This window comes from Streptomyces sp. NPDC091682, assembly GCF_044756625.1.
In the GTDB taxonomy this organism is placed as follows: Bacteria; Actinomycetota; Actinomycetes; order Streptomycetales; family Streptomycetaceae; genus Streptomyces.
The window spans coordinates 1-18,199 of sequence record NZ_JBIVTH010000039.1; the positions used below are offsets into that span (position 1 = coordinate 1).

At 69.7% G+C, this 18,199-nt stretch carries 18 protein-coding genes and 1 pseudogene; 12 read left to right on the forward strand and 7 right to left on the reverse strand.

What is annotated here, in order from left to right; translation table 11 throughout:
• Positions 1-280: 280 nt before the first annotated feature.
• From ACIQK6_RS41060 to ACIQK6_RS41070, 3 genes are all read right to left on the reverse strand, one after another.
• Positions 281-1,561: a GNAT family N-acetyltransferase gene (locus tag ACIQK6_RS41060; protein ID WP_329104996.1), complete on the reverse strand. Its 1,281-nt coding sequence runs from the start codon at positions 1,559-1,561 to the stop codon at positions 281-283.
• Positions 1,562-2,003: 442 nt separating this feature from the next.
• A complete protein-coding gene (locus tag ACIQK6_RS41065; protein WP_329104999.1) occupies positions 2,004-2,948 on the reverse strand; it encodes an NAD(P)-dependent oxidoreductase in 945 nt (314 codons plus the stop codon).
• A 64-nt stretch (positions 2,949-3,012) separates the two neighbouring features.
• Entirely contained in the window at positions 3,013-3,930 is a 918-nt protein-coding gene (locus tag ACIQK6_RS41070; RefSeq protein ID WP_329105001.1) for a chlorophyllase/cutinase-like alpha/beta fold protein, read from the reverse strand.
• A 253-nt stretch (positions 3,931-4,183) separates the two neighbouring features.
• Here ACIQK6_RS41070 and ACIQK6_RS41075 point away from each other — a divergent pair.
• Positions 4,184-4,405: pseudogene (locus ACIQK6_RS41075) on the forward strand (TetR family transcriptional regulator); the annotation flags it as partial.
• Here the strand turns inward: ACIQK6_RS41075 and ACIQK6_RS41080 are convergent.
• Together ACIQK6_RS41080 and ACIQK6_RS41085 are read right to left on the reverse strand one after the other, a co-directional pair.
• Positions 4,369-5,100, reverse strand: a complete 732-nt coding sequence (locus ACIQK6_RS41080; RefSeq protein WP_402697558.1) for an ATP-binding cassette domain-containing protein — start codon at positions 5,098-5,100, stop codon at positions 4,369-4,371. The pseudogene ACIQK6_RS41075 and the gene ACIQK6_RS41080 overlap by 37 nt on opposite strands.
• Before the next feature lie 291 nt (positions 5,101-5,391).
• A complete protein-coding gene (locus tag ACIQK6_RS41085; protein ID WP_402697536.1) occupies positions 5,392-6,336 on the reverse strand; it encodes an alpha/beta fold hydrolase in 945 nt (314 codons plus the stop codon).
• Between the two features lie 90 nt (positions 6,337-6,426).
• Here ACIQK6_RS41085 and ACIQK6_RS41090 point away from each other — a divergent pair, with 90 nt between their 5' ends.
• From ACIQK6_RS41090 to ACIQK6_RS41100, 3 genes are all read left to right on the forward strand, one after another.
• Positions 6,427-7,026, forward strand: a complete 600-nt coding sequence (locus tag ACIQK6_RS41090; protein ID WP_329105005.1) for a TetR/AcrR family transcriptional regulator — start codon at positions 6,427-6,429, stop codon at positions 7,024-7,026.
• Positions 7,027-7,436: 410 nt separating this feature from the next.
• Positions 7,437-7,628 carry a hypothetical protein gene (locus ACIQK6_RS41095; RefSeq protein WP_329105007.1) on the forward strand — a complete coding sequence of 64 codons (192 nt, stop codon included), beginning with the start codon at positions 7,437-7,439 and terminating at the stop codon, positions 7,626-7,628.
• 190 nt (positions 7,629-7,818) lie between these two features.
• Complete coding sequence (locus tag ACIQK6_RS41100; RefSeq protein WP_329108148.1) at positions 7,819-9,276, forward strand: GMC family oxidoreductase N-terminal domain-containing protein; 1,458 nt, start codon at positions 7,819-7,821, stop codon at positions 9,274-9,276.
• A gap of 536 nt (positions 9,277-9,812) precedes the next feature.
• Here ACIQK6_RS41100 and ACIQK6_RS41105 read toward each other — a convergent pair.
• Positions 9,813-10,031 carry a hypothetical protein gene (locus tag ACIQK6_RS41105; protein WP_033227042.1) on the reverse strand — a complete coding sequence of 73 codons (219 nt, stop codon included), beginning with the start codon at positions 10,029-10,031 and terminating at the stop codon, positions 9,813-9,815.
• A 63-nt stretch (positions 10,032-10,094) separates the two neighbouring features.
• Entirely contained in the window at positions 10,095-11,054 is a 960-nt protein-coding gene (locus ACIQK6_RS41110) for a trypsin-like serine protease (RefSeq protein WP_329105009.1), read from the reverse strand.
• A 152-nt stretch (positions 11,055-11,206) separates the two neighbouring features.
• Here ACIQK6_RS41110 and ACIQK6_RS41115 point away from each other — a divergent pair, with 152 nt between their 5' ends.
• The 8 genes from ACIQK6_RS41115 to ACIQK6_RS41150 all read left to right on the forward strand — a co-directional run bounded on the left by ACIQK6_RS41115 (position 11,207) and on the right by ACIQK6_RS41150 (position 18,171).
• A complete protein-coding gene (locus tag ACIQK6_RS41115; protein ID WP_402697538.1) occupies positions 11,207-11,485 on the forward strand; it encodes a DUF1589 domain-containing protein in 279 nt (92 codons plus the stop codon).
• Positions 11,486-11,924: 439 nt separating this feature from the next.
• A complete protein-coding gene (locus ACIQK6_RS41120) occupies positions 11,925-12,422 on the forward strand; it encodes a YfbM family protein (RefSeq protein ID WP_329105011.1) in 498 nt (165 codons plus the stop codon).
• Positions 12,423-12,506: 84 nt separating this feature from the next.
• The gene (locus ACIQK6_RS41125; protein WP_402697540.1) at positions 12,507-12,923 is read left to right on the forward strand and encodes a hypothetical protein; all 417 of its coding nucleotides are present in this window, start codon (positions 12,507-12,509) and stop codon (positions 12,921-12,923) included.
• A complete protein-coding gene (locus ACIQK6_RS41130; protein ID WP_402697542.1) occupies positions 12,865-13,356 on the forward strand; it encodes a hypothetical protein in 492 nt (163 codons plus the stop codon). Before ACIQK6_RS41125 ends, ACIQK6_RS41130 begins: the two co-directional genes overlap by 59 nt.
• Positions 13,357-13,524: 168 nt before the next feature.
• Positions 13,525-14,679, forward strand: coding sequence for a polyprenyl synthetase family protein (locus ACIQK6_RS41135; protein WP_329105015.1), 1,155 nt, complete (start codon positions 13,525-13,527; stop codon positions 14,677-14,679).
• Complete coding sequence (gene crtI, locus ACIQK6_RS41140) at positions 14,679-16,217, forward strand: phytoene desaturase family protein (protein ID WP_402697544.1); 1,539 nt, start codon at positions 14,679-14,681, stop codon at positions 16,215-16,217. Before ACIQK6_RS41135 ends, crtI begins: the two co-directional genes overlap by 1 nt.
• Positions 16,214-17,182, forward strand: a complete 969-nt coding sequence (locus ACIQK6_RS41145) for a phytoene/squalene synthase family protein (protein WP_402697546.1) — start codon at positions 16,214-16,216, stop codon at positions 17,180-17,182. The genes crtI and ACIQK6_RS41145 overlap by 4 nt, the downstream gene beginning before the upstream one ends.
• The gene (locus ACIQK6_RS41150; RefSeq protein ID WP_402697547.1) at positions 17,179-18,171 is read left to right on the forward strand and encodes a DUF5914 domain-containing protein; all 993 of its coding nucleotides are present in this window, start codon (positions 17,179-17,181) and stop codon (positions 18,169-18,171) included. The genes ACIQK6_RS41145 and ACIQK6_RS41150 overlap by 4 nt, the downstream gene beginning before the upstream one ends.
• The last annotated feature ends 28 nt before the right edge of the window (positions 18,172-18,199 follow it).

Genomic DNA, 18,199 nt, shown 5'->3' on the forward strand with positions numbered 1-18,199 from the left:
CACCTGGACGCTCACCACGGCCACCGCATAAGCGAGAGGGCCTCCCGGCCTACGGCCGGACGGCCCTCCAACAAGATCTTCACGAGTCTTCTAGACGTCCACTACCGAGTTCAGCCAGAGCCCGAGAAGTGACGGCACCCCGTCCGGACGGTCGAGGTTCTCGCGAGGAAGCGGACCTACTTCGTGCCGTCGTGCCGTCGTGCCGCGTGGGTCCGTGTAGATCGTGGAGGTGATCACCCGGGAAACGGCGACGCCGCCGGCGCGGGAGGTGGGGTGGGCATCAGGTTCGGGTGTGGTGCTCGATGTCCTCCCGGAAGTCGTCCAGGGCCTGCGGGGTGAGGGTGGGACGGGTGTCGGCGATCGCGGCGAGGAAGTCGTCGGTGGCGGCCGGGGTCCCAGTGCGGTGGCTGATCTCGCGTTCGAAGGCGCGTTGGGCGCCCTTGCGCGCGGCGTACTCGATGTCGGCAGGGGTGAACATCTCGCTGGCGGCGACCAGCTGGTCGACCTCGATCACCGGGGCAGTGGTGCCGAGGTAGCGGCGCCAGATCGCCTCGCGAGCAGCAGAGTCGGGCGGGCCGACCGGAATGATGTAGTCGAACCTGCCCGGGCGAAGGAATGCCGGGTCCAAGGTGCGCAGGGAGTTGGTGGCGCAGACGAGCAGCCGGTCGTCGTGGTCGCGGAACGCGGGGATGAGTTTGAGGAGTTCGTTGGTGACCCCGTGTCCGGGGTCGACAGCGTGGCCTGAGCGCGCGGCTGCGATCTCCTCGACCTCGTCGATGAACAACAGGACGCTGTCCAGCTCGGCCAGGTCCGCGAATGCATCGCGCAGCGAGGCTGCCAGCGCTCCGTCGGAATCGGCGGCCAGGCGTGAGGGGAAGAGTTCCACGAACGGCCAGCCGAGGCGGGATGCGATCGCTTTGGCGAAGGTGGTCTTTCCGGTGCCGGGCGGCCCGAACAAGATGACCGCTTTCGGAGGACGGACCCCGTAGCGCTCGGCGACCTCCGGCTCGGCGAGCGGCAGAACGATGCGCTTCTCGATGGTGTCCTTGGCCTCGAACATGCCCGCCAGCTGCTCCCACAGGCCTCGCGGCAGGACCCGGCCGCCGAGCTGGGCCAGCAGTCCCGCATCCTGCGCCCCCGGGGGCTCCAGCTTCTCGTAGTAGACCAGACCGTCCAGGCGGCGGTAGCCGGAGTTCTCCAACGCGGTGGTCCCGGTCGAGCCAGGTGTAAGGATGGCGCTGACCCTACGCACTCCGCGGTCGCGCAGCTGCTGCTCCACCTGGGCGATCAGCGCACTACCCAGTCCGCGGTTGCGCCACGCACCAGACAGAGCCGTGATCAAGATCCACCCACGCTCACCCTCAGCGCGGGCCACGGCCATCCCGACCAGCTCACTCTCCACCACCGCGACCACGGAGGGCTGTCCCGCACGGGCGGCTGCCACGACCTCGGAGACCGGGAACACGGGAAGGGACAGGTCGGCCTGGAGGCCCTGGTCCCACAACCGGATCGCCTGGTCCAGGTCATCATCATGGAAATCCCGCAAGCGCCACACCGACATGACCGCCTCCTCGTCCTGTAACCATGGTGTGCCTGCCGTCGGCCAGAACGCCTCATGTCGCACTCCACGACCGGCACCGACCACTCATCTGGTGGCGTGTGCGCAGGCGATGCCCGATCCCGGACAGAGTGCCCCACGACTGGAAAGCGAGGCTCTCGTCGGTGGGCGGCGGCGCTCATGCCGAGCGACTGCCGTGCTCGCCGCCTGGGCCGCGAGTGACCGCATCGTCTCTCCCACCTATGGCGCCGCGTACGCCGAAGCCTGCGGCGACGGCCAGCTCCGGTTCGCTCGTGTGGGCCCGCCGGGCCGCTCGGGCGAGGCCGCCCGATGGTTTCGCCTGCGAGTGCGTTGGCCGTCAGGCGCCGGCGAAGCGGCGGCGTGAGGCCTCGATGTGACCGAGGTAGCGGTCGGCACCGCGCTGGCGGCAAAGCCCCTGCCCGGCTCAGGCCTTGTTGCCTGCGCGCAGCCAAGCGATGTAGTCGCCGACGGCCCGCTCGGTGTCGTACTCGGCCCGGTAGCCGGTGTCCTCCTTCAAGCGGCCGATGTCGAGGACCAGGTGCGGTGCGCCGCCTCCGGTGGGCAGGTCGACCCGGGCGTCGGGCACCACCTTCTTGATCGCGTCGATGAGCTGGGCGTTGGTCGTGGCCCGGCCGGAGCCGACGTTGTACGTACGGTGGTTCAGCTTGTCCGCGAGCTGGAGGAGAGCGATCGCTCGGCCGGTGTCCTTCACGTAGTTGAGGTCGAGTCCGTCCTCGGCGAAGGCCGGCCCCAGGAGGTGGGAGAAGTCCGGGGCGGTGCCGTGGGCGGCGGCGTGGACGAGGGCGGGGGCGGCGAAGAACGGATCGGGATGGCCGAGCGGCCCCCAGGTGCCGGAGATGCGGTAGTCAACGATGTCAATCCCCGTGGTGTCGGCGAGGAATCCGCCCAGCAGTTCCCCGACCTTCTTGAAGGTCGGGATCGAGACCGCCGCGCTCATCGACAGCGGCGTGTCCTCGCGGAGCGGTCCGTCGTTCCCGGCGCCGAAGTAGACCCCGATCGTGCTGGCGACACCGAGACGCCGTACGCCCCACTCCTGCGCCGCCTGCACGATGTTCAGCAGCCCGCCGAGCGCCTGCCGCGTCGCCTCGACGGGCGCGTCGGGGACGGGCGGCCAGGGGTAGGACCCGGCCAGGTGCACGATGCCCGTGATGGTGTGGCGACGGCCGACCGCCAGCAGCGCCTGGCGGTCGGTGACGTCGGCCCGTTCCACCCTCACTCGGGTGTCGGCGAGGACGGTAGGGAGCGCACGAGTGCTGCGCTGGATCACCACGCAGTCTTCGCCCAGGTCGAGCAGGGCCCGTACGGTGTGGGAGCCGATGAAGCCGAAGCCTCCGGTGACGAGGATCATGGTCTGCCCTTTCCTGGCGAATCTCGGCCGTGCGCGGTGTGCGGTCCGCGGTGCGTGTGGGTGCTTACTTGCTCTGGAGCTTGCCGAGTGGGTGGGGGGCCTCGTCCAGGGCGGTGACCGCCGCCTTCCATGCCACGTCGTCGTCCTGGAGGGTGCTGCGGAGGTAGGCGGTGGTGAGCTGCTGGATCAGGGCGACGCGGGCGGGGGATTCGTCCGTGGTCTCGGCGACTTCGTGGCCGGGGATGCCGCCGAGCGAGTGCTCGGCGCCGAACAGGGTGAGCAGGCTCTTGTCGCCGGGGCTGTGGGTGTAGGGGTCGGTGAACCAGTCGGGTCCGCGGGTGGACAGGTGGGACTGGTCGTGGTCGCCGGCGATGATGAGGGCCGGGGCGGTCATGGTGTCGAACGACGGCTTCATGAAGGGGAAGTGCTCGGCGGCGAACGGCGTCAGGTCGTCACCGAGGCCGGTCAGGGCGAGCAGTACCCCTGCCTTGACGCGTGGGTCGGACAGGTCCTCGCCGGGTATCCCGTCGGCGTCGAGGACGCGGGCGCCCAGCAGTGTGCTCACCGTCTGGGCTCCCCAGGAGTGGCCGGCCACGGCGATGCGGTCGTGGTCGAGGCGTCCGGCGAGGCCGGGTACGGCTGCTTCCAGGGCGTCGAGCCCGTCCAGTACGCGGGTGACGTCTTCGATGCGGTGGCGCCAGATCCGCGGGGTGCGGGGGGCTTCGGCGGGGATGGCGAGGGTGCGGGAGTCGAGGTGGGTGGGCTGGACGACGACGAAGCCCTGGGCGGCCCAGTGATCGGCGAGCGGTGCGTAGCCGTTCATCGACCAGCCGTAGCCGTGCGAGAAGACGATCACGGGCAGCTCGCTGCCGGTGGCGGGGGCGGACATGCGGACCTGGAGGTCGTCGCCGCGGCCCGGGGCGGGCAGGACGACCGGCTGGGCGGAGACCACGAGGGCGGGTGTGGTGTTCGGGTCGGACATGGAAGTGCCTTCCGTTCGGATCTTCGGATGCTCGGGTGCGAGGGGTGCGGCCGCAGGTGGGGCCCTCTGGCCGGATCTGGCTCTTCGAGGGGCGGGGAGGGCCGGTTGAGTCCGTCGAGCGCGCGGCAGCGATGCGCGATGTGGTCGTCGGTTCCGTGGTCTGACATCCCGACTAAAACGGAACCCTGTTCCGCAATGAACGATACGGAACGCAGTTCCACTTTGCAAGGTCCGTCTTGGAAGGAGTGCCGAAGTGAGCGACGGCAACCGGCAGGAGAGCGCGGCCGGACCCCAGCGCAAGGACGTCCGGCGCAACCAGCAGACCCTGCTGGCCGCGGCCGCGGCCGCGGCGGTACGCGAGATCGCGGCCGAGGCCGGAGTGGGGGTGGCCGCGCTCTACTGGCACTTCCCCACCCGGGCGGACCTCGTCATCGCCGTCTACCGCCACCAGGTCGACGCCTGCGCCGAGGCCGGCCGAACGGGTAGGCGTCGCTCATGGGCGGGCACGGACACGGCCAACGGCATACCCATACCCATACCCATACCCATGGCCATGGGTATGCCGGGCGTTCGCGCGGTGTGGGCGCAGGTGCCGACCGGCGCTAGCTGGGCACGGCCCTCGCGCTGATCGGTTCGTTCATGGTGGTAGAGGTCGGCAAAGGCCTGATGCCCGGTGTGCCGGCGTTGTTGTCGGACGCTGCGCACCTGCTCACCAAAGCGGTGTCGATCGTGCTGGCCTGGTGGCGATGCGCCCGGCGCGGATTCACCTACGGGGTCAAGCGGGCCACGTTCCTCTCCGTCCAGGTGAACGGTCTCACGCTGCTGCTCGCGGCCTGGCTCGCGGCGAGTGTGGGTGACGAGAACGGCGGCGCGGGTGGGGAACTGGCCCGACTCCCACAGCTCCATCAGTTCGCCGCGCAGGTTCTCGGCGGTCAGGACGTCGAGGTCGGAGAAGGGCTCGTCCATCATCAGCACGTCGGGTTCCACGACGAGGGCCCGGGCGAAGCCGACGCGCTGGCGCGTGCCGCCGGAGAGTTCCTTGGGGTAGGCGGACTCAAGCTGTCGAGACCGATCAAGTCGATGGTCCGGCGGGTCACTTCCGCCCGCTGCACGGCCCCAACCACCGTGGCCTCCAAACCCAGTTCGACTGCCTGCTGGACAGTGAGTCAGGGCAGCTGGGCGAAGGTCTGAAGGGCGATGGCGGTGCCGGGGTTGGCGCCGGTGAGGTTCTGGCGCGGCACTCGACTGGACACCGACACCACGGTGCGTGCTGGCCTCGCCGTTTCAGTTGACGTGAGGCCGGTTGGTGGCCGGGAACGCGAAAGTGCCTTCTGATCCGGGGCGATGAACCGTGTCGAGGGGTTCTGTCGGTCCCCGACGGTGCAGGAATGCTGTGTCATGTCGGGGCACGGCTGCTGGCTGATCTCGCCGACGTCACCGGACTGACCGGCGCGTGGAGAACTACTCGACACGCTCGTGATCGATGAACGCGGTCACCGCGTCCACCGTTGCGTCGGGCTGCTCGTCGGGAATGAAGTGTCCGGCTTGTGGGATGAAGGCGCCGGTCGCGTTCTCTGCCCATGGACTGAGGGAGGCGGCCATGTCGGGGATCGAGCCATGGGAGCTGGAGATTCCCAGGACCGGGACGGTCAAGTGCCCCCGTTCGAGAGCGTCATGATTCTTACGTGCTGATTCCGCAGCGTCGCGGTAGTAGGCGAGAGACGCTGAAAGCCCTCCCTCGGCCGCGATGGCGGCGGCGTAATGGTCGATCTCGGCGCCGTCGAAGGTGTTCGGAGACAGGGCTTTGACCTTCAAGAACCAGCCGACGTAGTCGCGCTCGCGGCCGGTGAGCAGAGTTTCGGGCAGTTCGGGCACCAAGTGGAAGGCGAAGTGCCAGGTCTTCCAAGCCCGGTCGGGGTCCGTCGGGATGGATCTCGGGAGCGTGATTCCGGGAATGCCGGCGTCAAGCAGAGCGATGCCGTGCAGGCGGTCTTCGTACATCAGGGCCAGCGAGAAGGCGACCCAGGCCCCGATGTCGTGGGCGACGAGCCAGTACTTCGGCACGTTGAGCGCGGTCAGTGCGGCCTGGACGCGCGAAGCGACGGTGTGCGTGTCGTAGCCCCCTTGAGGGCGGTCGGAGTGGCCCTGCCCCGGCAGGTCGATCGCGATCACGTGGAACCGCTCGGCAAGACCTGGCATCACCTTTCGCCAAGCCCACCAGGTCTGCGGGAATCCGGCGAGCAGGACGACGGTGGGACCGGCTGGCCGGCCGCCTTCCACGGCATGAAGTCGGATTCCTTCCGCGTCGACCCAGCGGTGAGCGAAACCCGCAAGGTCGTACAACGGCAAGCCAGGGACTGGGTTCTGGTCGCAGGAACGGTTCGGGGCCATGGCTTCGGCAGTCATGTTTCGGAGCCTACTGCATCTTGAACTGATCAGTTCAAGATAGGATGGGTAGGGCCCCGACGGCTGGTACGAGAACGAGGTGCATGCGTGATGGCCGGGAAGAAGCAGTTCGACGTGGGCACCGCGCTCGACGCGGCGATGGTCCAGTTCTGGCGGGCCGGATACGCCGACACGTCTCTCGACGACCTCTCCAGGGCGACCGGCTTGAACCGCAGTTCCATCTACTCCTCGTTCGGCGACAAAGACTCGCTCTATCTACGCTGCCTGGACCGCTACGCCGCGCGGTACGGAAGCAAGTACGACCAGGCGCTTTCATGTGCGGCCGAGGAACCGCTCCAGGCAGTACGGGCGTTCTTCGAGGTCACCCTGCAGCGCATCGCCGACCCTGACGTACCTGATGGATGCCTGATCGCCCAGACCGCGATGGCGGCACCGGCGCTCAGCCCCACCATCGCCGCACGTGCGATCGAAGCTCTGGACCTTCAGCATGCGCGGCTGCGGACCGCCTTGTGCGCCGCGCAGTTGGCCGAAGGCGATGCCGACGACTTCGCGGTTCACATGGCGGCGGTCAACCAGTCGCTGGCCGTGATGAGCAAGACCAGGGCGAGCCAAAACCAGCTCCGCACGGTCATCGACATCAGCATGAGTGCGCTCGCGCGCGCCTTGCACGCCCTGCACGCCCGGAGCTGACCTCGTAGTTTCGCCTGGGTGTGGCGACCGTTGGGGCGGAAGTACGAAAGTGCCTTCCTGATCTGCAGCGATGAACCTTGCTGAGGGGTTCGCCGCTCCCGACCTCGAGCGGTACAGCGCGATCGCGTCCGCCTTGAACTCGGCGGGGCAACGCTTCATCCCCACGGGAACCCCGTTCTCCTGGACCATCAAGATCCAAGCGGCCCCGGTCCAAACCCCCGGGGCCAAGGCTGTGGCAGCCGGACCCCGTGCTGTGTGACGCCGGCTGTCCCGCCACTCGTTTGGCGCTGAGGTTCCGAACGAACGTCGCGGAGGTTCAAGTGCGTGCCGTGCCGGGGTTCCTAAGATTCGAAGGCAGAAGGGAAACCCGGGCTGTTTCTGGGCGGGTGCACACCAAGGACAAGAAACGCGTGAAACAAGAGAAGCCCAGCCGCGCGGCCGTCATCGTAGGTACCGGCGCCGACGTCGGCACCGGGCGCGCCCAGACCCGTCGGACCAAGGTGATCGTTCGCCACCGGCCCACCTCGGTGTCCGTCAGCATCCGCAGCGCGCGCAGCCTGCCTCCGGAGAGCCCTGCTCCCCTGGAGCCCACCCGCTGCTGATCAGCCGCCTCCACACCTTCTGCGCGCCGAGCTCGGCGGTGGCCGAGCGAGGCACCGGGTCGACCTGAAGAGAACCGTTCCAACTTCTCGGCCCCTTGAGTACATGCAAGCAATCAGCTCTTTGATCGTCGAGGAGCTCTTTCCTGAAACCCGGTGGTCGGACAGTGCTGCCGTGGGAAGCGGAGACATGATGGGTCAGAGTCCTTATGACTATGTCGTTGTGGGAGCGGGGACAGCGGGGTGCGTGATTGCCTCCCGGCTTTCGGAACGCCCCGACGTGCGAGTGCTGTTGCTGGAGGCGGGAGCCCGGGACGCGACCGAGGCGATGACATCTCCTTGGGGGTTCCTGGGGTTCGACCCGTCATCCCTCTGGCTGGGCGCCTCGACCGTGCAGGCCGGTACGGGCAGGGCCGCTGACGTGCTGCGTGGTAAGGCGCTCGGCGGATCGTCGAGCATCAACGGTCTCTACCACCTGCGGGGGCACCGCTCCGGTTACGACGCATGGCCCGGACTCGGCGCTCCGGGCTGGGGTTTCGATGATCTGCTGCCCCATTTCCGCCGCAGCGAGAGCACTCGCAGTCGTGATGCCTCCGTGCGGGGCACGGACGGGCCGGTCGTGGTAGCCCCGGTTCCGGAACCCCATCCCCTGGCCACGGCAGGCGTCGACGCCGCGGTGCAGGCCGGGTACACACGCGCCGATGACATCGGCGGCGGGCTGGAGACCGGGTTCGGGTGGAGTGACATGAATCTGCCCGGCGGCGCCCGCCAGAGCGCGGCCGACGCCTACATCCGTCCGTTCCTCGACCGGCCGAACCTGTACGTCGTCACGGACGCGACCGTGCAGCGGCTGCGCATCACCGGGGGTCGCTGCACCGGCGTCGAGTACACCCTGGGTGGCGAGCACCTCTCCGTCGAGAGCACCGAGGTCATACTGACCGCGGGGGCCATCGGTTCCGCGCACCTCCTGATGCTGTCGGGGATCGGCCCGGCACGACACCTCGGCGAACACGGCATCGGCGTCGTCGCCGACCTGCCGGGAGTGGGATCCCATCTGCAGGACCATCCGATGGCGGCAGTGGTGTACGAGGCCAGCCGGCCCGTACCGTTCGTTCCTGCCAACCCGCCGGCCGAAATGATGGGCCTGTTGTACAGCGACCCCGCCGTGGCCCGGCCGGACCTTCAGGTCTACGTCGTCGCCGCACCGCTCCCGTCGGCATGGGGCCCGCCGCCCACCAACGGCTACTCCATCGCCTTCTCCGCGATGGCTCCGCACAGCAGCGGCACCGTGCGCCTGACGGACGCCAATCCTGCCAGCGCTCCCGTCGTCGACCCCGGCTACCTGAGCGACGACCGTGACCTGGAGATCATGCGCAAGGGCCTGGCAGTGGCACGCCGCATCGGGGAGGCCGGCGCCTTCGCCGACTGGCGCAAGCAGGAAGCGGTGCCGGGATCCGGGACGAGCGGCGCATCCGTGGACGAGTTCATCCGCAGGGCCACCGGCCCCTACTTCCACTACACCGGCACCTGCCGCATGGGCGGACGTCGACCTCGCCGGACCGCTCTCGCGGCCTGGACGGCGCACATGTCCGTCGTCCGCGACAGGGCGGTGCCGCTGCCCGAGCCGCCCGTGGCATCGAAGAGCCGCTAGTGCAGGGTGGTGAGGCGATCGGTAGCCATCCGGTCGTCCTCTCGTCGCTGGGGCGGAGCCGGCGGGGCACCGGAGGAACAGGCCACCCGCGCCAGGCCTGTCCCCCTGGAGCCGACAGGCGACGATCTTCGGGCGGTGAGGCCATGCGTCCACCCGTCCGAGTGACAGCTCCTCTCCCACAACGGGAAGCCCATAAGGAACCGCGGCAGGCACGGCACGACCGTGCACCCCATGAGCAACCTCTGGGGGCCGCCTACCGCAGAACATGACCCCGCTGGGTATCGCTACTGGTCGAACGATCCTCCCCGAAGGCCCCTACCGCCAAAACTCGGACGGTTCCTCCCCAAAGGCCGCGGGTCAGACACCGCTCGCGGCCCTGGTGACCTCGTCGGCCAGGGCGGCAACAGCGGCTCGATCAGTGCCCACAAGTCGTCGTCCACGATCCACGGCCGAGTGTTCACGCCACCACGAACGGCCGAATCGTCACGCCGATCATGCCCAACCAGGACATCTCACCAAGATCCTGTTACGAGCCCTTAGGGGGTGATGCGCATGGGGCCGCCAGGCTGCCCGTGGTCGCCGTTGCGGAAGGCGGTTTCCAGGTCTTGGGCCGTCATGTCTCCGGGGGCGGGAGGAGCCTCATGGCGCTCGACGGAGGGGCTGGGCGGCTCGGCCATTGCGGTGGCTGCGGCGATGCCAGCTGCGACCAGGGCGAGGGTGGTTGCCAGGATGCGGGTCCGCTTGCTTAAGGCCATGAGGGTCTCCGTTTCGGGCGGGTCCGGCCGGGGCCGTGCGGGCGGCCCCGGCCGGCGGCCTGTCTACCGTACGGCGTTGTAGACGGATACGGCCTGCGATCCGTGCTCGGACGAGAACATCCGGTTGTCGAGCCAGCCGCCGCTGCTGTTGGTGTAGCGGTGGCTGTTGACGCCGACGATCTGTGCGTTGCCCGTGAAATTCTTGACCATGGGGCCACCGGAGGCTCCGCCGCCCATGTCGCAGTTCATCTGGAGGCGCTGGTCGAGCGGGTTGAAGTTGGAGGCGTCGACCGTGGGGCCGGTGCAGTACCGCATCTTGTCGTCGGCGAAGTCCGAGTCGGGCCGGTTGTAGCCGTTGGCCGGGTAACCGATGGCGAAGACGAACGAGTTCTCGGGCGAGTTGCTGCGGAACTCGTAGCCGTACGCGCCGACGATGTTCTGGATCTTCGCGCCGTTGTCGGCCGGCTTGAGAGTGATCGCCGCCATGTCGGAGTACCGCACGTCGGTGTCCTTGATCCAGGACGTGGGCACGTAGGAGGCGGCCTTCTCCCAGACACCAAACGGGATGTTCGTGCCGTCGTAGCCGGGAAGGAAGACCATCTGCTTGTGGTAGCCGTTCCCGGTCTTGCCAGTGTGTACGCAGTGTGCGGCCGTCCAGAGCGTCGTCTTGTTGTTGTGGTTGATGACGGAGGCCGTGCACCGGTAGGTCCCGCCGTTGGCGTGTTCGTAGAGCAGGAACCCGGTGGCCCGCCACGGCCACTGTCCGGGGGCCGGAGACGTCAGGGACCGCGATACGTCCGTCACAGCCGACGGTCCGAAGCCTGCCCGCCGGTTGGCGTCCGCAGGGAGGACCGCGTCGCCCGCGATGGAGACGTCCGGGCTGGTCGGCTTGTTGGCGGCTTGCGGGGCGAGGTCGGCCGGCTGAGGAGTGCCGCTGTCTGCGGGGCGCGACATGACCTCCCGGATGCGCTCCGGAGTCCAGAACGCCTTCGCCTCGCCCGGCTTCGCGGTGGAGCGCTCCACGGTGACGCCAGGGAGAGACGGGCTTGCGGATGCCGGTGGGGATGCTTGCGCGGCGCCGCCAGCCGCGATCGTCGCGAGAGAGAATGTGAGTGCTGCAACTACCTTGATTCGCAAGGGTATTCGCATGCAACCAGAGCAGCATCCGGGACTGCGTGCATCGCCGGTGGCTGGTCCGGTGTGTCCGATTCCGCTCGCATGTTGTCCCAAAAGGCTCCCGGACGGAGCGACTCCGGGCCCGGAACGGCGAAGCCGCCACGGTCGGACAGTCTCGGTCATGGGCGCCGCTTGCCGCCCTGGCGAGAAACGAACCTGCGCCCTCCACCTCGCCAGGGCCGGCCCAGCCGCTCTCCGATATCCCTGATGAGGTCCGTGATCGACTCCGTGTACGAAGGGCAGGTACAGCCACGCACGAAAGGGGAGCCGGTGGGTAAGGCATCGTCGGGGAAGCGACCGGCTCTGCCTCGCCCTGCGATCTCCCATCTGGCCCGAGGTGTCCAGAAGAGGAGGAGCGGAATGTGGCTCGGCATTCTCCGACCCGAGGTGGTCAAGGTCTTCGACTTGGACGTCCAGCGAGAGCCCGACCACACCGCAGGCTCCTGAGCGAGACCTGCCTTGCCCGCGTACGGCCGGACGTAGACCTGGAGACCCTCATCCGCCGATCCCTCCACCTCGACAGCAAGCTGGACGAGGAACCATCAACGCGCTACTCGACATGGCCCGGCCGCGACGTTTGCTCCATCGGCATCGGAGCCTGTGCCCCCACCTGTTGCACGCACCCGCGAGGAGCGGGACCCGGCGGCAGGCCTTGCCGTGCCGTTCGCCCCGCCGGACACGGATGCCCTGTCAGTGCCTCTTCCTACAGTGTGGTTCATGAGCATGATCGGGCAGTACCTCCGCCTCACCCCGGCCCAACTCGAGCGCGCATTGCACGACCCCGACTGGGCGGCCGAGTACGCGCACGAGCTGTACGACCGCGACGACGCGGCCGCCGACGCGCGGGTGCATGAGACCGACAAGGCATGGCACGCCCTCGACTTCCTGCTGAAACGGCGCGGCTTCCCGGTGGACGTGGTCTTCGGAGAGGCGGACATGCCCTGGCCGGAAGGCGAGGACTGGGGATACGGCCCGCCCCGGCTCCTCACCGCGGACCAGGTACGCGCCGCCGCGGATGCCCTGGAGGCCCACGCTCCCGACACCCTGACCGAAGGTGTCACCCCGGCCGATCTGGCTGCCGCGAACATCTACCCACAGATCGTCTGGGAGCGCGGCGAGGAAGCGGACTGGGTCGCGGCCCACTGGGCCGACCTCGCGAAGTACCTGCGCGCAGCGGCACGGGAGGGCGACACGATGCTCCTCTGGATCTCCTGAACCGAGCCGGTCACTCCTTTCCCGCGCGGCCTTTCGAGTGCGTTCCTGAGCTCCTGGACGAGCGGTAAGGCCATGCCCTCCCCGGTGAGCCGAGAGCGGATCGATGCGGCGTACTGGTGGCGTCGGCGGGAGAACCTGATCCAGTTGCCCCACAGCCTGGTCCTCGACGGCGAACTGGTCGTCTGGGACACCGAGGCCGGCCGGTTGTCGTTCGAGGCGTTGCAGCGCCGGGCCGCCATCCGAGCCCGCGGCGCCGCCGGCTTCGTCGCCCGGTGGCCGGCCTGCTTCGTCGCCTTCGACCTCTTGCAGCAAGACGGCCAGGAGCTCCTCACACGCCCGTACGCCGAGCGGCGCGCACTGCTGGAGAACCTGTTCTCCGAACACGCCCTGACCGCCCCGTGGGCGCTCTGCCGCAGACGATGGACCTGGCCAAGGCGCGGGAATGGCTGGAGTCCTGGACGGACGTGTCGGGCGTGGAGGGTTTGGTGGTCAAGCCCCTGACCAGCCGCTATCTGACCGGATACCGGGGCGGACCAAGATCAGGAGGCGGGACACCACTGAGACGATCGTCGGCGCGATCACCGGCACCCTGACCCGCCCCGGCCTCCTCGTCCTCGGCCGCCACGACCAGGACGGCCGGCTGCGCGCGGTCGGCCGCACGGTACCGCTGCGCCCGGACGCCGCCCGGCAGGTCGCCGAACATCTCACCGCGGCCGCGCCCGGACACCCGTGGACAGGGGCGAAGTTCTCCGCGACGTGGGGAGCCGCGACGTCCTCGACACCACCCTGGTCCACCCTGCCCTGGTGGCCGAGGTCAGCGCGGATCGCGCTATCGACCGCGGCGGCGTCTTCTGGCACCCGCTCCGGTTCCAGCGGCTGCCTGCTCGCCTTCGCCGTGCACCCTTCGAGTGGATCGGTGGCTCCTGTTGTCTGAACCGCTTGTCCTTCGGGGGACGAATGGCTCGGTGGCCGCGAAGAGGGCTGCGCATCCGTCCACCAGGCGAACGCAGAACAGGTGCCGTGCACCACTTCACGACACGGAGGGCCCATGCACGCGAAGTCGGCTGACCACCCTGTGCTCACGGCCCCCCATCGCCGGACCGTGCATGCGCCCCCACGCCCTGCCGCAGCCGGCGTCGACACGGGCGTGGCCGAAGCCGTCACCTCGGAATTGAAGCGCTGCTGTGCCGACTTCGTCGCCCACAGCCGTTCCCTCGACCCTGTCTTCGCCCACGATGTCGCGGAGCGGCTGGCCACCTTCACCTGCGACGGCGGTTCGCGGATCCGCCCCCGCTTCCTCTGGTGGGCGCTGCGAGCATGCGGCGGAACGGACGCCCACACCCCTGGGGCCCTGCGGGTCGCCGCCGCGCTCGAACTCATCCAGAGCTGCGGCCTGATCCACGACGACGTCATGGACCAGTCGGCGGTACGGCGTGGCAAGCCCTCCTTCCACACACAGATCGCACTCCAGTACCCGGAAGCCGCGCCCGCGCGGGACCCGGGTCCGTCGCCGTTCTCCCAGTCGGCCGCGGTCCTCGCCGGAGACCTTGCCCTGTCCTGGGCCGACGACCTTGTCGCAGAAGCCGACCTGGACCCGCCCGTGCGCACCCAGGTCCTGCAGATCTGGCGGGCCATGCGGACGGAGATGATCGCCGGGCAGTACCTGGACCTCCACGGGCAGACGACTTCCTCCCGCTCGGCCGTTCAGGCCATTCGCACCGTCAGCCTCAAGGCAGCCCGCTACACCGTCGAACAGCCGCTGGCCTTGGGCGCGGCACTGGCTGGAGCTGATGACGCCACCACCCGCGCGCTGACCGCGGCCGGACGGTGTGCCGGCATCGCCTTTCAGCTCCGCGACGACCTCCTCGGCGTGTTCGGCGACCCCGCGCTCACCGGCAAGCCTTCCGGGGACGACATCCGGTCCGGCAAGGCGACCTACCTTCTTGCCCTGGCCCACTCACGGGCCGACGCCAGCGGCGTGACCACCGTTGTCAACCTCCTCCGGGAATGCCGGGGGAGCGCCCCGCTCTCCGACCTCGCTCTGGCCTCGGTCCGCGAAGCCCTGCACTCGACCGGCGCTCCTGAACAGGTCGAACGGCGCATCGAGCGTCTGGCGCGGGCATCAGAACGGCATTTTGCCGCCGCCAACCTCGGCGGGCCCGCCGCCCGGCGCCTGTCCGAACTCCTGGCCCAGGTCGCCTCACTCCCGCAGGACGGGTTCATCACGACAGAAGCAGCCGTCCGCGGCGTCGCCTGATGAGGACGATCACCGGCCCGACCGACCACGTGGTCGTCGTCGGCGCCGGACTCGCGGGCCTGTCGGCAGCCCTGCACCTCCTCGGCGCAGGACGACAGGTCACCCTCGTCGAACGCGGCACCCGCCCCGGCGGCCGGGCCGGCCTCATCGAGCGTGACGGCTACCGCTTCGACACCGGCCCCACCGTGCTCACCATGCCGCACCTGTTGGAGGCAGCCTTCGCCGCGGTCGGTGAGACCATGTCCGACCGGCTGACGCTGCACCCTCTCCACCCCGCCTACCGCGCACGCTTCGCGGACGGCAGCAGCCTCGACGTCCACACCAGGGCCCAGGCCATGGAAGCTGAGATCGAACGCTTTGCCGGAGGCAGGGAAGCGGCCGGCTACCGCCGGCTGCGCCGCTGGCTTCACGACCTCTACCAGGTGCAGATGGCCCGCTTCATCGAAGCCAACTTCGACTCGCCCTTCTCCCTCCTGCACCCTGACCTGGCCCGCCTCGCCGCACTGGGCGGGTTCGGCCGGCTCCAACCAAAGATCAGCCAGTACATCACCGACGAGCGGCTGCAGCGCGTCTTCACCTTCCAAGCCCTCTATGCGGGCGTCCCACCAGCCCGCGCGCTCGCCGCCTACGCCGTCATCGCCTACATGGACACCATCGCCGGGGTCTATTTCCCCCAGGGCGGCATGCACGCCGTTCCCAGCGCCATGGCCGCCGCCGCAGCGGACGCGGGCGCCACCCTCATCCACGGCGAGAGCGTCACCCGGCTGGAGCGCACCGGCGAGCGGATCACCGCCGTGGTCACCGACCGGCAGCGCATCGCATGCGACGCGGTCGTCCTCACCCCCGACCTGCCCCTCGCCTACCGGCTGCTCGGCGCACGCCCGCGCCGCCCCTTCGCCCTGCGGCACTCCCCGTCGGCCGTCGTCCTGCATCTGGGCACCGACCGCACCTGGCCCGAACTGGCCCACCACACCATTTCCTTCGGCACCGCCTGGAAACAGACGTTCCGGGAACTCACCGACACCGGAACTCTGATGAGCGACCCCTCCCTCCTCATCACCCGGCCCACCACCACCGACCCGGCCCTCGCCCCACCGGGCCGGCACACCCACTACGTACTCGCACCCTGCCCCAACACCACTGTCGGCCCCTCCGCGGCCGCGTGGAACGACCTCGGCCCCCGCTACCGGGACAGTCTGCTGCGCGAGCTGGAGCGCCGCGGCCTGACCGGCTTCGAGGACGCGCTCCAGACCGAAGTCCTCGTCACCCCCGCCGACTGGGCCGCCCACGGCCACGGAGCCGGCACCCCCTTCTCCCTCGCCCACACCTTCCCCCAGACCGGCCCTTTCCGCCCCCGCAACCTCCCGCGCGGAACCGCCAACGCCGTCCTCGCGGGCTGCGGCACCACCCCGGGCGTCGGCGTCCCCACCGTTCTGATCTCCGGCCGTCTCGCCGCCGCCCGCATCACCGGCCTGCCCGGCGCCCGCCACCGCACCGCGCCCACCCACCGGGCAGCGACGAAAGGCCGCCCCGCATGACCCGACGCGAACTCGACGCCGCCACCATCACCGACCCCCACCTGCGCACGGCATTCGAACGCTGCCGCCGGCTCAACGCCCGACACGGGAAGACGTACTTCCTCGCCACACGGCTGCTGCCCGCCGCACGCCGCCCCGCCGTGCACGCCCTCTACGCCTTCGCCCGACTCGCCGACGACATCGTCGACGACCTGGCTACCCCCGCCGAACCCTACGACCGCGCCCTCCGCCTCCAGAACCTCTCCCACGACCTGCGCACCGCGATGGACGGCGGCCCCGCGCACCACCCCATCGTCACCGCGGTCGCCCACACCGCGCACCGCTACCGCATCCCCCACCGCCACTTCGACGACTTCCTCGCCTCCATGCGCAGCGACCTCACCGTCACCGACTACGGCACTCTGGACGCACTGCGCGGGTACATGCACGGCTCCGCCGCCGTCATCGGCCTCCAGATGCTTCCCGTACTGGGCCACACCACCACTCGAGACGAAGCAGCCCCGTACGCCGCCGCCCTCGGTGAGGCGTTCCAGCTCACCAACTTCATCCGTGATGTCGGCGAGGACCTCGACCGCGACCGCGTCTACCTGCCCGCCGACCTCCTCGCCGCCGAAGGCGTGGACCGGGAACTCCTGCTCTGGAGCAGACAAACCGGGCGCCCCGATCCCCGCATCACCCGCGCCCTGCGCTCCGCCGCCGCCCTCACCCGGCGCTTCTATCTGCATGCCCGGCCAGGCATGGACATGCTCGACCCCCTCTCCCGGCCCTGCGTGCGCACGGCCTTCGTCCTCTACGGCGACATCCTCGACGCCGTCGCCCGCGACGGGTACGCCAGCGTCCACCGCCGCTCTGCGGTCCCCCTCACCCGCAGGGCGGCCGTCGCGGCTGCCGGGCTGGCCAGGATCGCGGCAGCCCGCCTCGGGGCGCCCGCCGCGGCCCCTGCCTTCCAGGAGCCGACCCGATGAGCCCGCGCTTCCCCCGCCGCCCCCCGGTCCGCCTGCGCCGCGACCCGGTGGCCTGGCACCGGCAGCAACCGACTTGGCGAGACGCCTCACCCGCCCTGATCGATACCGCCCTCAAGCGAGCCCAGGCCCGGGCCGGCGGCAACTGGTACGTCCTGGGCCCCAGCGCAGCCGTCAGCACGCACACCGGCTACGGGGCCACGGTCGAAGGAACGGAGATCGTGGCCTGGCGCGGCGCCGACGGCGCCCTCGTCGCAGGTCCGGGCGCCTGCCCGCACCTGGGAGCCGCGCTGGCCCAAGCCCCCGTCCGCTGCGGAACCCTGGTCTGCCCCTGGCACGGACTCACTCTCAACGGCGCCCCCTTCGCAGGCTGGAACCCCTACCCGGCCCACGACGACGGCATCCTCGCCTGGGTGAGGCTGGACGAACAGGGCGGCGAATACCCCCTCGGCAACACGCCCGTCCCAGCCAGGCCAGCCGCCGATAAATCTTTGACAGCCGTCTACACGGGCACCGGTGTCTGCCAGCCCGAGGACGTCATCGCCAACCGCCTCGACCCCTGGCACGGCGCGTGGTTCCACCCCTACTCCTTCACCGACCTCACGGTGCTCGACGACGGCGCCGAGACCGACGTCCTCACCGTGCGCGTCTCCTTCAAAGTCGCCGGGCGCCTCGTCGTGCCCGTGATCGCTGAGTTCACCGCTCCCGGCCCCCGCACCGTCCTCATGACCATCACCGAAGGCGAAGGCAGCGGCTCCGTCGTCGAAACCCACGCCACCCCTCTGGGGACCGGCCGCGACGGGCGCCCCCGCACCCGCGTGACGGAAGCGGTCATCGCCACCTCCGAACGCACCGGCTTCGCCTTCGCGCGTACCGCGGCCCCCCTCCTGCGCCCCCTCATGCGGCGCGCGGCAGGCCGCCTGTGGCAGGACGACCTCGCCTACGCCGAGCGACGCTGGGAACTGCGCAGCACCGGCCGCTTCCCCGGCTGAGCCGGCGCCCCCGAACCTGCCGCGTAGC

Excerpts from the sequence above, each read along its gene's own strand:
- ACIQK6_RS41060 (WP_329104996.1), bottom strand. The coding sequence starts at position 1,561 with ATGTCGGTGTGGCGCTTGCGGGATTTCCATGATGATGACCTGGACCAG.
- ACIQK6_RS41065 (WP_329104999.1), bottom strand. The coding sequence starts at position 2,948 with ATGATCCTCGTCACCGGAGGCTTCGGCTTCATCGGCTCCCACACCGTA.
- ACIQK6_RS41070 (WP_329105001.1), bottom strand. The coding sequence starts at position 3,930 with ATGTCCGACCCGAACACCACACCCGCCCTCGTGGTCTCCGCCCAGCCG.
- ACIQK6_RS41085 (WP_402697536.1), bottom strand. The coding sequence starts at position 6,336 with ATGACTGCCGAAGCCATGGCCCCGAACCGTTCCTGCGACCAGAACCCA.
- ACIQK6_RS41090 (WP_329105005.1), top strand. The coding sequence starts at position 6,427 with ATGGCCGGGAAGAAGCAGTTCGACGTGGGCACCGCGCTCGACGCGGCG.
- ACIQK6_RS41100 (WP_329108148.1), top strand. The coding sequence starts at position 7,819 with ATGGGTCAGAGTCCTTATGACTATGTCGTTGTGGGAGCGGGGACAGCG.
- ACIQK6_RS41105 (WP_033227042.1), bottom strand. The coding sequence starts at position 10,031 with ATGGCCTTAAGCAAGCGGACCCGCATCCTGGCAACCACCCTCGCCCTG.
- ACIQK6_RS41120 (WP_329105011.1), top strand. The coding sequence starts at position 11,925 with ATGAGCATGATCGGGCAGTACCTCCGCCTCACCCCGGCCCAACTCGAG.
- ACIQK6_RS41130 (WP_402697542.1), top strand. The coding sequence starts at position 12,865 with ATGGCTGGAGTCCTGGACGGACGTGTCGGGCGTGGAGGGTTTGGTGGT.
- crtI (WP_402697544.1), top strand. The coding sequence starts at position 14,679 with ATGAGGACGATCACCGGCCCGACCGACCACGTGGTCGTCGTCGGCGCC.
- ACIQK6_RS41145 (WP_402697546.1), top strand. The coding sequence starts at position 16,214 with ATGACCCGACGCGAACTCGACGCCGCCACCATCACCGACCCCCACCTG.
- ACIQK6_RS41150 (WP_402697547.1), top strand. The coding sequence starts at position 17,179 with ATGAGCCCGCGCTTCCCCCGCCGCCCCCCGGTCCGCCTGCGCCGCGAC.